The sequence below is a fragment of the Pseudomonas sp. H3_D04 genome (genome assembly GCF_054669175.1).
Window position 1 is genome coordinate 220,780 of the sequence record NZ_CP162801.1, and the last position, 14,028, is coordinate 234,807.

General features: G+C 59.6%; 12 protein-coding genes and 1 pseudogene. 11 read left to right on the forward strand and 2 right to left on the reverse strand.

Annotated features, from left to right (window positions below; all coding sequences use genetic code 11):
* Window positions 1-127 precede the first annotated feature (127 nt).
* Window positions 128-406, reverse strand: coding sequence for a 30S ribosomal protein S20 (rpsT, locus tag AB4N91_RS01060; protein WP_008154937.1), 279 nt, complete (start codon window positions 404-406; stop codon window positions 128-130).
* A 252-nt stretch (window positions 407-658) separates the two neighbouring features.
* On the opposite strand from rpsT, the gene murJ reads away from it, so the two are divergent.
* From murJ to ispH, 6 genes are all read left to right on the forward strand, one after another.
* Window positions 659-2,197, forward strand: coding sequence for a murein biosynthesis integral membrane protein MurJ (murJ, locus tag AB4N91_RS01065; protein WP_010467534.1), 1,539 nt, complete (start codon window positions 659-661; stop codon window positions 2,195-2,197).
* Window positions 2,198-2,326: 129 nt separating this feature from the next.
* A complete protein-coding gene (gene ribF / locus AB4N91_RS01070; protein ID WP_010467535.1) occupies window positions 2,327-3,277 on the forward strand; it encodes a bifunctional riboflavin kinase/FAD synthetase in 951 nt (316 codons plus the stop codon).
* Window positions 3,278-6,109, forward strand: coding sequence for an isoleucine--tRNA ligase (gene ileS, locus AB4N91_RS01075; protein ID WP_010467536.1), 2,832 nt, complete (start codon window positions 3,278-3,280; stop codon window positions 6,107-6,109).
* On the forward strand, window positions 6,102-6,614 hold the full coding sequence (gene lspA, locus AB4N91_RS01080) for a signal peptidase II (protein ID WP_010467537.1): 513 nt from the start codon (window positions 6,102-6,104) through the stop codon (window positions 6,612-6,614). Before ileS ends, lspA begins: the two co-directional genes overlap by 8 nt.
* A gap of 7 nt (window positions 6,615-6,621) precedes the next feature.
* Window positions 6,622-7,059, forward strand: coding sequence for an FKBP-type peptidyl-prolyl cis-trans isomerase (gene fkpB / locus AB4N91_RS01085; RefSeq protein WP_010467538.1), 438 nt, complete (start codon window positions 6,622-6,624; stop codon window positions 7,057-7,059).
* A gap of 157 nt (window positions 7,060-7,216) precedes the next feature.
* Window positions 7,217-8,164, forward strand: coding sequence for a 4-hydroxy-3-methylbut-2-enyl diphosphate reductase (gene ispH, locus AB4N91_RS01090; protein ID WP_010467539.1), 948 nt, complete (start codon window positions 7,217-7,219; stop codon window positions 8,162-8,164).
* On the opposite strand, the pseudogene AB4N91_RS01095 reads toward ispH, so the two are convergent.
* Window positions 8,162-8,689: pseudogene (locus AB4N91_RS01095) on the reverse strand (GspH/FimT family pseudopilin); the annotation flags it as partial. The gene ispH and the pseudogene AB4N91_RS01095 sit on opposite strands and share 3 nt — an antisense overlap.
* Window positions 8,690-8,820: 131 nt before the next feature.
* On the opposite strand from AB4N91_RS01095, the gene AB4N91_RS01100 reads away from it, so the two are divergent.
* Genes AB4N91_RS01100 through AB4N91_RS01120 form a run of 5 tightly spaced genes read left to right on the forward strand, consistent with a single transcriptional unit; the run spans window position 8,821 to window position 14,014 of the window.
* Window positions 8,821-9,294, forward strand: coding sequence for a GspH/FimT family pseudopilin (locus AB4N91_RS01100; RefSeq protein WP_077749393.1), 474 nt, complete (start codon window positions 8,821-8,823; stop codon window positions 9,292-9,294).
* A complete protein-coding gene (pilV, locus tag AB4N91_RS01105; RefSeq protein ID WP_077749392.1) occupies window positions 9,291-9,740 on the forward strand; it encodes a type IV pilus modification protein PilV in 450 nt (149 codons plus the stop codon). Before AB4N91_RS01100 ends, pilV begins: the two co-directional genes overlap by 4 nt.
* A complete protein-coding gene (locus tag AB4N91_RS01110) occupies window positions 9,737-10,450 on the forward strand; it encodes a PilW family protein (RefSeq protein ID WP_077749391.1) in 714 nt (237 codons plus the stop codon). The genes pilV and AB4N91_RS01110 overlap by 4 nt, the downstream gene beginning before the upstream one ends.
* Complete coding sequence (locus tag AB4N91_RS01115; protein WP_460112035.1) at window positions 10,447-10,917, forward strand: pilus assembly PilX family protein; 471 nt, start codon at window positions 10,447-10,449, stop codon at window positions 10,915-10,917. Before AB4N91_RS01110 ends, AB4N91_RS01115 begins: the two co-directional genes overlap by 4 nt.
* Entirely contained in the window at window positions 10,904-14,014 is a 3,111-nt protein-coding gene (locus tag AB4N91_RS01120; RefSeq protein WP_083375725.1) for a pilus assembly protein, read from the forward strand. The genes AB4N91_RS01115 and AB4N91_RS01120 overlap by 14 nt, the downstream gene beginning before the upstream one ends.
* Window positions 14,015-14,028: the final 14 nt, after the last annotated feature.

Below are 14,028 nucleotides of genomic sequence, written 5' to 3' on the forward strand. Positions count from 1 at the left end.
CATCAATGTTGAGTGTTGCACCGCTATCGCGAGCAGACCCACTCCCACATTTTTTTTGCGCGGCGTTTACCAAGTCGCAGGCAATAAAAAACCGACCCTGAGGTCGGTTTTTCAACAAGCTTATCGCTTATGCGGCTACAGCAAGGTTCAGAGCCTTGACGTGACCGTTCAGGCGGCTCTTATGACGAGCTGCCTTGTTCTTGTGGATGATGCCTTTATCGGCCATACGGTCGATAACTGGCACAGCCAGAACGTAAGCTGCTTGAGCTTTTTCAGCGTCTTTTGCGTCGATGGCCTTAACTACATTCTTGATGTAGGTACGAACCATGGAACGCAGGCTGGCGTTGTGGCTGCGACGCTTCTCAGCCTGTTTTGCACGTTTTTTGGCGGAAGGTGTGTTGGCCACCGTCGAGCTCCTCGAAAGACTTTTTAGGAAATAGCAAACAAAATAGGCCGCGAATCATGCCGATGAGTTGATGTCTTGTCAAGGGCGGTTGAGACGTTCCGCTAAGTGGTAGGTATAAAGAGGCGGGATATTTATTTCCGGCGCTTGACCTGTAAACTCGCGAGCTTTGGCTCTGTGCTGCTGCGGCGCGGAGTATCGCATAAGTAGGCGCTTTGTTCGCCTGCTGTTTATCGACAGGCACAAACTCTTTCAATGAATCTGCTCAAATCGTTGGCCGCCGTCAGCTCTATCACGATGCTTTCCCGGATTCTGGGGTTCGTTCGTGACACCCTCATCGCACGCACATTTGGCGCCGGGATGGCGACGGACGCCTTCTTTATCGCCTTCAAACTGCCCAATCTGCTGCGAAGAATCTTCGCCGAGGGTGCCTTTTCCCAGGCATTCGTGCCGATTCTTGCTGAATACAAGAGCCAGAAGGGCGAGGAGGCGACGCGAACGTTCATCGCTTACGTGTCTGGCCTGCTGACGCTGGTACTGGCCCTGGTCACCGCGCTGGGCATACTCGCCGCGCCGTGGGTCATCTGGGCAACTGCGCCGGGTTTTACCGATACCCCGGAAAAATTCGAGCTGACGACCGATCTGTTGCGCGTGACTTTTCCTTATATATTGCTGATCTCCCTGTCTTCATTGGCCGGTGCGGTCCTCAATACGTACAACCGATTCTCGGTGCCGGCTTTCGTGCCGACGTTGCTCAACGTCAGCATGATCGTCTTTTCGGTATTCCTCACGCCATACTTCGACCCTCCCGTCATGGCCTTGGGTTGGGCGGTACTGGTGGGTGGCCTGGCGCAGTTGCTCTATCAGCTGCCCCACCTGAAAAAGATCGGCATGCTCGTGCTGCCACGCCTGAATCTGCGTGACAGCGGTGTCTGGCGGGTGATGAAGCAGATGTTACCGGCGATTCTCGGCGTGTCAGTGAGCCAGATTTCCCTGATCATCAACACCATCTTCGCCTCGTTCCTGGTCGCCGGCTCCGTGTCGTGGATGTATTACGCCGACCGTTTGATGGAGTTGCCGTCCGGCGTACTGGGCGTAGCGTTGGGCACCATTCTGCTGCCGACCCTGGCCAAGACCTACGCCAGCAAAGATCGCCACGAATATTCGCGAATCCTCGATTGGGGCCTGCGTCTGTGCTTCGTGCTGGTGTTGCCGTGTTCTCTGGCACTGGGGATTCTGGCCGAGCCGCTGACCGTTTCGCTGTTCCAGTACGGCCAATTCAGCGCGTTTGATGCCTCCATGACACAGCGGGCGTTGATCGCTTATTCAGTCGGTTTACTCGGAATTATCGTGATCAAAGTGCTGGCGCCGGGCTTTTATGCGCAACAAAACATCCGCACTCCGGTAAAAATCGCGATTTTCACCCTGATTGTTACTCAGCTATTCAACCTCGTGCTCATCGGCCCGCTGGCTCACGCCGGTCTGGCCCTGGCCATCAGCATCGGTGCCTGCATCAACGCCGGGCTATTGTTCTATCAGCTGCGCAAGCAGCAGATGTATCAACCGCAACCGGGTTGGGCCAAATTCGGTCTGAAGCTTGTGATTGCGGTGTTGGTGATGTCTGCTGTGCTGCTGGCCGGGATGCACTTCATGCCGGCCTGGGATCAGGGGCATATGCTGGAGCGGTTCCTGCGCCTGGGCGCGTTGGTCGCTGCCGGGGTGATCAGTTATTTCGGCATGCTGCTGTTGATGGGCTTTCGTTTGCGCGACTTCAATCGCAAGGCGCTGAGCTGAGGCTTGGGCCTCGATAAACATGGGCGAACCGGCAGTTTTGTCGGCTCGATTACTTTGGGTTACGGTGTTGCCTGTCGTCGGCCGCCGGGTGTGGTTATAATCGACCACTTTATGAGCAAGAAGCGCGTTATGCAGCTGGTTCGAGGCCTCCACAACCTGCGCCCCCAGCATCGGGGCTGTGTCGCCACTATTGGCAACTTTGACGGTGTTCACCGTGGCCACCAGGCTATCCTGGCGAGGCTGCGTGAGCGCGCTATCGAGTTGGGCGTGCCCAGCTGCGTGGTGATTTTCGAACCACAGCCGCGAGAGTTCTTCGCCCCGGACACGGCCCCGGCCCGTCTGGCCCGGCTGCGGGACAAACTGCAGCTGCTGGCCGACGAAGGTGTCGACCGGGTCCTGTGCCTGGCCTTCAACCACCGGCTGAGCAAGCTCAGTGCCAGTGAATTCGTCGATGCCATTCTGGTCGACGGTCTCGGCGTCCAGCACCTGGAGGTCGGTGACGACTTCCGGTTCGGCTGTGACCGGGTAGGGGATTTCGATTTCCTGCAGCAGGCTGGCATCGTTCAGGGCTTTACCGTTGAAGCGGCGCAAACCGTCGAGCTGGACGGCATTCGCGTCAGCAGCACGCAGGTCCGCAATGCCCTGGCCGCTGCCGATTTTGCCTTGGCCGAGCGGCTGCTCGGGCGTCCGTTCCAGATCACCGGGCGGGTCCTGCATGGCCAGAAGCTGGCGCGCCAACTGGGTACGCCCACCGCCAACATTCAACTCAAGCGTCGTCGCGTGCCCTTGACCGGAGTGTACCTGGTCAACGTCGATATCGACGGCAAGACCTGGCCCGGCGTCGCCAACATTGGCGTGCGGCCCACGGTACAAGGTGATGGCAAAGCCCACCTCGAAGTGCACCTTTTAGATTTTGCCGGCGATCTGTATGACCGGCGTTTGACGGTGGTTTTCCACCACAAGCTGCGTGAAGAGCAGCGTTTCGCCTCTCTGGAGGCGCTTAAGACGGCGATCAATGCGGATGTTGCCGCCGCCCGTGCCCTGTCGCACCTAGCGCCAATCGCTAATGAAGAGCCTTAAATGACCGACTATAAAGCCACGCTAAACCTTCCGGACACCGCCTTCCCAATGAAGGCCGGCCTGCCTCAGCGCGAACCGCAGATTCTGCAGCGCTGGGACAGCATTGGCCTGTACGGTAAGTTGCGCGAAATTGGCAAGGATCGTCCGAAGTTCGTACTTCATGATGGTCCTCCTTACGCCAACGGCACGATTCACATCGGTCATGCGCTGAACAAGATTCTCAAGGACATGATCATCCGCTCGAAAACCCTGTCGGGTTTCGACGCGCCTTATGTTCCGGGCTGGGATTGCCACGGTCTGCCGATCGAACACAAAGTCGAAGTGACCCACGGCAAAAACCTGGGCGCGGACAAGACCCGCGAACTGTGCCGCGCCTACGCCACCGAGCAGATCGAAGGGCAAAAATCCGAATTCATCCGTCTGGGCGTGTTGGGCGACTTCGCCAACCCGTACAAGACCATGGACTTCAAGAACGAGGCCGGTGAAATCCGCGCGCTCGCCGAAATCGTCAAGGGCGGTTTCGTGTTCAAGGGCCTGAAACCCGTGAACTGGTGCTTCGACTGCGGTTCAGCCCTGGCTGAAGCGGAAGTCGAGTACGAAAACAAAAAGTCCTCGACTATCGACGTGGCCTTCCCGATTGCCGACGAAGCCAAGCTGGCTGCCGCTTTCGGTCTGGCGTCCCTGGCCAAACCTGCCTCGATCGTGATCTGGACCACCACCCCGTGGACCATCCCGGCCAACCAGGCGCTGAACGTTCACCCGGAATTCAACTACGCCCTGGTCGACGTCGGCGACAAACTGCTGGTGCTGGCTGAAGAGCTGGTCGAGTCGTGCCTGGCCCGCTACAGCCTGGAAGGCTCGGTCATCGCGACCACCACCGGTAAAGAACTGGAACTGATCAACTTCCGTCACCCGTTCTACGATCGCCTGTCGCCGGTTTACCTGGCCGATTACGTTGAGCTGGGCGCTGGCACCGGCGTGGTTCACTCCGCCCCGGCCTATGGCGTGGACGACTTCGTGACCTGCAAGAAGTACGGCATGGTCAACGACGACATCCTCAACCCGGTACAGAGCAACGGCGTCTACGTGACATCGCTGGAGTTCTTCGGCGGCCAGTTCATCTGGAAAGCCAACCCGGCCATCGTCGACAAACTGACCGAAGTCGGTGCGCTGCTGCACACCACCATCATCGAACACAGCTACATGCACTGCTGGCGTCACAAGACCCCGCTGATCTACCGCGCCACCGCGCAGTGGTTCATCGGCATGGATAAAGAGCCTGTCAGCGGCGACACCCTGCGCAAGCGCGCACTGAAAGCCATCGAAGAGACTCAGTTCGTCCCGGCCTGGGGCCAGGCACGTCTGCACTCGATGATCGCCAACCGTCCAGACTGGTGCATCTCCCGTCAGCGCAACTGGGGCGTGCCGATCCCGTTCTTCCTGAACAAGGAAAGCGGCGAGCTGCACCCGCGCACTGCCGAGCTGATGGAAGAAGTCGCCAAGCGTGTTGAAGTCGAAGGCATCGAAGCGTGGTTCAAGATGGACGCTGCCGAACTGCTGGGTGACGAGGCGCCGCTGTACGACAAGATCAGCGACACCTTGGACGTCTGGTTCGATTCGGGCACCACGCACTGGCACGTCCTGCGCGGTTCGCACCCGATGGGCCACGAGACCGGCCCGCGCGCCGACTTGTACCTGGAAGGTTCGGACCAACACCGTGGCTGGTTCCACTCGTCCTTGCTGACTGGTTGCGCCATCGACAACCATGCGCCGTACCGCGAGCTGCTGACCCACGGTTTCACCGTCGATGAGTCCGGTCGCAAGATGTCCAAGTCGCTGGGCAACGTGATCGCGCCGCAAAAGGTCAACGACACCCTGGGCGCCGACATCATGCGGCTGTGGGTGGCTTCCACCGATTACTCGGGTGAAATGGCGGTTTCCGAGCAGATTCTGCAACGCAGTGCGGACGCCTACCGGCGCATCCGTAACACCGCGCGCTTCCTGCTCTCCAACCTGACCGGTTTCAACCCGGCCACCGACATCCTGCCGGCCGAGGAAATGCTCGCCCTGGACCGTTGGGCCGTGGACCGCACCCTGCTGCTGCAACGCGAGTTGCAAGAGCACTACGGCGAATACCGCTTCTGGAACGTCTACTCCAAGATCCACAACTTCTGCGTGCAAGAGCTGGGTGGTTTCTACCTCGACATCATCAAGGACCGTCAGTACACCACTGGCGCCAACAGCAAGGCGCGCCGTTCGGCGCAAACCGCGCTGTACCACATCTCCGAAGCGCTGGTGCGCTGGATCGCGCCGATCCTCGCCTTCACCGCCGACGAGCTGTGGGAATACCTGCCGGGCGAGCGCAACGAATCGGTGATGCTCAACACCTGGTACGAAGGCCTGACCGAACTGCCGGACAACGTCGAACTGGGCCGCGCCTACTGGGAGCGGATCATGGCGGTGAAGGTCGCGGTCAACAAGGAAATGGAAATCCAGCGCGCGGCCAAGGCCGTCGGTGGCAACCTGCAAGCCGAAGTGACGCTGTTCGCCGAAGAGGCGCTGAGCGCCGACCTGGCCAAGCTGAGCAACGAACTGCGCTTCGTGCTGATCACCTCGACCGCCAGCGTGGCGCCTTTTGTTCAGGCACCTGCGGACGCGGTAGTCACCGAAGTCAGCGGCCTGAAGCTGAAAATCGTCAAGTCGGCCTTCGCCAAGTGCGCCCGTTGCTGGCACTGCCGTGAAGACGTCGGCGTGAACCCGGAGCATCCGGAAATCTGCGGTCGTTGCGTCGACAACATCAGCGGTGCGGGCGAGGTTCGTCATTATGCCTAACGCTGCTGGCCGTTTCGGACGGCTGAGCTGGCTCTGGTTGAGCTTGCTGGTCCTGGTCATCGACCAGGCCAGCAAGTTCTACTTCGAAGGCTCGTTGAAGATGTACCAGCAAATCGTGGTGATTCCCGATTATTTCAGCTGGACCCTGGCCTACAACACCGGCGCGGCATTCAGCTTCCTGGCCGACAGCTCCGGCTGGCAGCGCTGGTTGTTTGCCCTGATCGCCGTGGTGGTCAGTGCGGTGCTGGTGGTGTGGCTCAAGCGTCTGGGGCGCAACGAAACCTGGCTGGCCGTCGCTTTGGCGCTGGTGCTGGGCGGGGCGCTGGGCAATCTGTATGACCGCATCGCCCTGGGCCATGTGATCGACTTCATTCTGGTGCATTGGCAGAACCGCTGGTATTTCCCGGCGTTCAACTTTGCCGACAGCGCCATCAGCGTCGGCGCCGTTATGCTCGCGCTGGACATGTTCAAAAGTAAAAAGACCGGAGAAGCCGTTCATGACTGAACAGGTATTGGCTGAGCAACGCATCCGCCAGAACACGGAAGTCACTTTGCACTTTGCACTGCGCCTGGAGAACGGCGACACCGTCGACAGCACCTTCGACAAAGCCCCGGCGACCTTCCAGGTCGGCGATGGCAACCTGTTGCCAGGTTTCGAAGCAGCGCTGTTCGGCTTCAAGGCAGGCGACAAGCGCACGCTGACGATTCAGCCGGAAAACGCGTTTGGCCAGCCGAACCCGCAAAACGTGCAGATCATCCCGCGTTCGCAGTTCAAGGACATGGAGCTTTCGCCGGGTTTGCTGGTGATCTTCAACGATGCGGCCAATACTGAGCTGCCTGGCGTGGTGAAGGAATTCGATGACGAGCAAGTGACCATCGACTTCAACCACCCGCTGGCCGGCAAGACATTGACCTTTGACGTAGAAATCATCAGCGTCAAATCGCTGTAACTGACCGAATGCGGTCCAATGTAGGGGCAGAGCTTGCTCGCGAAGGCGTCATCACATTCACCATCAATGTCGACTGACACACCGCTTTCGCGAGCAAGCTTCGCTGCTACAGGGATGTAATGTTCTAATTTCTTGCGCGCAAGACACGAGGCACAGCATGCAAATCAAACTCGCCAACCCCCGTGGCTTCTGCGCCGGCGTGGACCGGGCGATCGAAATCGTCAACCGCGCCCTGGAAGTCTTCGGGCCGCCTATCTATGTGCGCCACGAAGTGGTCCACAACAAATTCGTCGTCGAGGACCTGCGTGCTCGCGGGGCGATCTTCGTCGAAGAACTGGATCAGGTGCCGGACGATGTCATCGTGATCTTCAGTGCCCACGGGGTTTCCCAGGCTGTGCGGACCGAAGCCGCTGGCCGTGGCCTGAAAGTGTTCGACGCGACCTGCCCGCTGGTGACCAAGGTGCACATCGAAGTCGCGCGTTACAGCCGTGACGGCCGTGAATGCATTCTCATCGGCCACGCCGGTCACCCGGAAGTCGAAGGCACCATGGGCCAGTACGATGGCAGCAACGGTGGTGCCATCTATCTGGTTGAAGACGAGAAAGACGTCGCCGCGCTGCAGGTGGTCAATCCCGACAAACTGGCGTTCGTCACCCAGACCACACTGTCCATGGACGACACCAGCCGCGTGATCGATGCTCTGCGTGCACGCTTCCCGGCGATCGGTGGTCCGCGCAAGGACGACATCTGCTACGCCACGCAAAACCGTCAGGACGCCGTCAAACAACTGGCCGACGAATGTGACGTGGTCTTGGTGGTGGGCAGCCCGAACAGCTCCAACTCCAACCGCTTGCGTGAACTCGCCGAGCGCATGGCCACCCCGGCTTATCTGATCGACGGCGCCGAAGACCTGCAAAAAAGCTGGTTCGACGGTGTCGAGCGTATCGGCATCACCGCTGGCGCCTCCGCACCGGAAGTGTTGGTGCGTGGCGTGATCCAGCAGTTGCAGGCCTGGGGTGCTACCGGGGCCGATGAATTGGCGGGTCGCGAGGAGAACATCACGTTCTCCATGCCTAAAGAGTTGCGCGTGCGCTCCCTGCTTTAACTTTTTTCCTCCCGGACATAGCGCCTGCTCAGCCTTATCGCTGCGCAGGCTGACGCGACCGGTCGCGGCCAGCACCACCTGAAGATGGCTAACCGGTTCGCGGACTGTGCAAACGTGCAGCGTCCCCGCTTGAAACGCCCGGCCAGGCATCTGTGGCTCGCCGATACGGCTGAAACGGATGTATCGTCTGACCGGCCAATTGCCAACAATCGGCACCCGAGCGCCACTCACGCGCTCAATCAGCAGCGGATTGCTGCTGTCCTCCGGCCCTTTGCCGCTGATATCCAGAATGATGCGCCAGCCCTGACCCCAGTCGTCGTTGATGCCATGAATGACGATGGTCTGATTTCGCGCGAGAGCTTCGCTTCTGGCGCTGCGAATACCACTGGCAAGAGACTTTGCCGCCGCCTCGCGATGATTCGATTCTGTAAGGGCCGCGAACGCCGGACTGACCAACAGCAGAACAATCCCGGCAATTGTCAGTCCCATGAGCAGTTCGATCAGGCTGAAACCTCGCTGATGCATGTCATCTCCCTCCGTGGAGTGCTGCGGCCCGCGCATTCCGTGCGCGAGTAATGGCAAATCAACCGCACGCCGGGCGGTCGAATGTTCTAGCGTGTAGAAGCAGGTATAGCCGACGGCAACGGAGGGCATCGATGGATCATCGTACAAAAGGTTTCACGCTGATCGAGCTGCTGGTCTCGCTCGCGGTCTTTTTGATCCTGATCACCCTGGCCGTACCGGCGTTCACCCGGTCGGTGCAAGGCACCAAGGCAGACACCGAAATCGGCGACCTGCAACGCGGACTCAATTTCGCACGACTCGAGGCCATCGACCGGGGCGTCTCCATTCGGGTTCGTCCGATCGCTGTTGGTGGCGCCTGGACCGGTGACTTGGCGGTATATGACAGTACGAACACCCCGGCCAATGTATTGCGGGTTGTTCCAGCACTGAGCAGCGGCGCGAGTCTGACGCTACCCTCAGGAGTGACCGCCATCGATTTCAACAATCTGGGTGGTTTGTCAGCGCCAGCCACACCCGTGGTGATCAGCTATGTATTGGGGGCGCAAACCAGGACGCTGAATGTGTGTTTGAACGGACGAATTCTATTGGGTGGAAGTTGCGGATGAGGGAACGGGGCAAACATGCACAGGAGGGCATGACGCTGATTGAAGTGCTGGTCGCGTTGGTGATTCTGACCGTGGGGCTGCTGGGCGCGGCGGCGATTCAGCTCAATGCGCTGAAATACACCGACAGCTCGCGGATGACCAGCCAGGCGAGTTTTATCGCCTACGACATGATGGACCGTATCCGCGCCAATTCCGGCGCCGACTACACTGTGACGCCTCCGACGTCGGGCAACCTGAACGTCGCCCGCGATCAGGACCTCTACGACTTCACCACCAATATCGTCAATTTCGGCGGTGCGACGGCCACTGGCACCATTACGCTGAATCAGCGCGTGTACACCATCACCATCACCTGGGATGACTCGCGCGCCGCCAATATCGCCAACTCGCGCCGCAGCTTTGTCTTGACCAGTCGCGCCACGGTCGACCCGGTGGCAACTCCATGAGGCGGTCCAGCAGAGGTTTCGGGCTGATCGAGTTGTTGATTGCCCTCGCGTTGAGTTTGATTGTGGTGCTGGGCGTGGCGCAGATCTTCATCGCCGCCAAGAACACCTACATCAGCCAGAACGCCGCCGCCGCCATGCAGGAAGATGCGCGTTTTGTGCTCAGCAAGATGATTCAGGAAATCCGCATGGTCGGCATGTTTGGCTGCCTGGGGACGATCACCGATTCAAGTACAGGGGGGAGCTTCGCTGCCAGTCAGATAACGCCGATCAGCTGGGATAATGCCAACCAGAAATTGACCCTGGTGGCCGCCGATGTGGGAGCGGGTGGCGGGGCGCCAGCCTGGACAGTGGTTTCCGACTGTCGAAATACGGCGACGGCGTATACGAATCCACCGGCGCTGACATCGGGGCAGTTGGCGTTTCCGATACGGCGGCTGATCTACAGCTTCAGCAATAACAAAATCATGATGGGCTCCGGTCCCGGCACGCCGGCCCAGTTCGTACTGGTCGATAACGTCAGTGCCTTCAGCGTGCTCTTCGGCCTCGCCAATTCGGCCACCGATGTAGCCGCTTCCAGCTACAGCGCCAACCCGTCCGACCCCGCGCGAATTCGCAGTGTGCGCCTGACGATGACTCTCTACGACCCGAACAGTCGGGTTAAAAATCAAACCTTCACCGTGGTTGCCGCCTTGCGCAACAGGTTGCCATGAAGGAGGCCTCCATGAAGTTTCATGCCCAGCGGGGTATGGCGCTGCTGGTCAGCCTGGTGTTTCTGCTGTTGCTGACCTTGATCGGTCTTTCATCGATGCAGAACGCCACGCTGCAGGAAAAAATGGCCGGCAGCGTGAGCTTGCGCAACCAGTCGTTCCAGGGCGCCGAAGCTGCATTACGCGTGGGAGAAAGCGCGGTGCAGCTGGACAGCTATTCATTGCCGGTCTGCAGCCAGTGCGCGCCACCGTCGGACGCGTTGACGGTCACTGCCGCCGGCCCCGGTTCGACCCCCGGCGTGACCTGGATCGCCTCGGGAAAGGGCTTTTACGGGGTGCAGAATATCGGCACTACGGTCAACGCCGTGAATGTGCCGAGCAACACCTCGGCGACGCTTTACCGGGTGACCGCCGTCGGCATCGCGGGCAACTCGCGCAGCGTCGTGGAGAGTATTTATGCGAAGTACTGAAGGGCGCCGTGGCGTGTGGCAGCTGTTTTGCGGCGTTGTATTGGGCCTTTACCTGTCCGCACCGGCGTATGCCTTCACGCCGTCGGATTCACCGCTGTTGAGCGGCGCAGCCGTCCCTCCGAACGTCATGCTGCTGATCGACGACTCGGGGAGCATGAACAACATCATTTGGGCGTCGGGGTTCAATCCGGCGGCCAACTATGGGCAGATCGCGATTTGCAGTTCCAACACCTCCTGTTTAAGCGGTCAGAACCTGAACATGAGTGATACCAATATTTTGCTGTCGAGCCTCAATCGCGGCGGTTGCTCGACCAACGGCAACTGGTACGGTTTTTATCGCGGCTTTCTCGGCTTGACGCCCATCTGCCTGAAGCTGCCGGACCCGGTGGGTAATGAAAATACGCGCTACACCGCCGACTACCTGGCTTATCTGCTGGGGGTGGCCAACGGTTCGAGCAAGGATTTCACCACGGGCGCCAGCGCGATCCCCAATGAATACCGGATCAGCGTGGCCCAGGATGTCTCCACAAGCCTGGTCTCCAGCAATCGCTCGCTGCGTATCGGTCTTGCGACGTTCAATCCGCCTACAACCAGCAACTCCGGTGGTGGTGGCTTCATCGCCCGATCGATCAGCGATCTCTCTGCGGTGAGCGGCAGCGTCACCCAATCCCAGGCGGATACCAACTACAACAACCTGATCTCTGCCATCAACGGCTTGAGTGCCGTGGCCAATACACCGCTGGCGGAAACCTACTATGAAATAAACCGTTATTTTCGAGGCCTGGCGCCGGTCTACAACTCGACACCGGCGACTTACAGCAGCCCGATCCAGTATCGCTGCCAGAAAAACTATGGCGTGGTGATCACCGATGGCTTGCCGACCTTTGACCGGACTTTTCCGGGCACCGACCCACTGGCGGGCGCTCGCCTTCCAAACTGGGATGGCGTGAATAACGATGGCGACAACCTCAATGGTGATGGAGAAGGCGACACGCTGTATCTGGACGACATCGCCAAGTTTGGCTTCGACATCGACATGCGTTCCACGGGAACCGATCTGGCAGGCAAAAGCTGGAACGCTGGGGATTTTCCCAAGCAGAACATCAACACCTATACCGTGGGCTTCACCGCCGCGAACCAAATGCTGTCGGACGCCGCCAACTACGGACAGGGCAAGTACTACCAGGCGACCGACAGCGCAGGACTCAGCAGTGCGCTGTCCTCGGCGCTGAGCGACATCACCTCCAAGGCCGGTTCCGGTGGCAGCGGCGTCACCAGCGGCACCACCCTGGCCAGCAATTCGAGTTACTTTCAGACCATTTATGACCCCAAGGACTGGCGCGGCACGATCAAGTCCTTTGGCTTCACCTCGGCGGGTATCGTGAATACCTCTGCGGCACTCTGGACCACCGACACCACGATCGTCCCGGGTGCCACAGCGCCGACTTACCAGTCCTGGAACACCCTGACCAACGCCGCAGTCACCTTGGCGTATGCCAGTTTTTCCCCGGCACAACAGACCTCCCTCAGCCAAAGCCTGCCCACCGGCATTACCGGCAGCGATCTGGTGGAGTGGAGCAAGGGCACCAACAAAACCGGGCTCAAGGTGCGTAGCGTGCTGCTCGGCGACATCATCAATTCACCCCTCGTACTGGCGTCACCCACGGACAAGACCGCCTCTGATCTGGTGGGGGACACCACTTACAGCACCTACCTGACCACCAAAGCCGCCACCATGAGTCCCAGCCTGGTGGTGAATGCCAACGACGGGTTTGTGAATGTCATCAACTCGGCCAATGGCACCCGGCGTTATGCCTACATGCCGTCCAGCGTGTTGCCATCACTGCGCTACATCGCCGACCCGACCTACATCAACGGTGTGAGCCACAAGTTTCTGGTCGACGGTCAGGTCGGGGTGTTCGATGCCCAGTTCAGCAGCGTCTGGAAAACCCTGGCCATTGGCGGAACCGGGGCTGGCGGCAGGACTTTTTATGCGTTGCAGCTGTTCGATGCGTCAGCGGGCAACGTGTTCAAGGCGCTGTGGGAAATCAGTGCGCCGGCCACGGCCAGTACTGCGAACGCTTTCAATGATCTGGGTTATGCCTATGCACGGCCGGAAGTGGCACGCTTGGCCGACGGTCGCTGGGCCGCGTTCATTTCCAACGGCTATGGCAGTAACTCCGGAGTGGCGGCGTTGTACGTGGTTGACGTTCGTGACGGCTCGTTGATCAAGAAAATCGTGGTCGACAGCGCCGACACCAACAATGGCCTATCGTCGGTGAAGCTCAGGGTCAACTCGCAGAATGTGGTGCAGGCCGCCTATGGTGGCGACCTGAAAGGGCGGTTATGGAAGTTCGATTTGAGCGCTACCGCCCCCGACTCCTGGGGCGTGGCATTCTCCGGCAAGCCGCTGTTTACCACGGCGGGCGGTGCCACTCAGCCCATTACTGTGCAGCCGTTACTGGCGGACAATTCATTGGGCGGCAAGGAAGTGTTTTTCGGCACCGGCAAATTCAACGAGACTGCCGACAAGACCAACAAGGATTTGCAGGCGTTCTACGCGGTGTGGGATGCGGAAGGCGGCGCGGGTCAGATCACCGTGTCCAGTTTGCAGGCACAAGCGGTGACCGGTGTGTTCTCGGGCAGCACCGGACAGTTCATCACCACCAGCCAGAACGACGTGACCTATCCGGGGGAGAAGGGCTGGTACTTGCCGCTGGTGTACAACAGCGTGTTGACGGGGGAGCGGGTGATCAATCAGGCCAGCCTGGTGCTGGGACGGATCGTCTTTACCACGGCGAGTGTGGACACCACTGACCCGTGTGCCAGCTTTGGTACCGGCAAACTGGTCGAACTGGATGCGTTCAGCGGTAAGATGCTCAATTATGCGGTGCTCGACACCAATAACGACGGGACGGTCGACAGCACGGACACGGTGTCCAGCGGAGTGATTTTTACCGGTGGCATCCCGACCCTGAACGCCATCGTCAACGGCGCGACCCGCAAGGTTGTGAACGATTCCAGTGGCGGCATCAGCACCCTGGTGGAAAAATCCGGCGGCGGCAGCCGTCGCATCATGTGGCGACAAATACAGTAAGTGAGAGTGAAGGA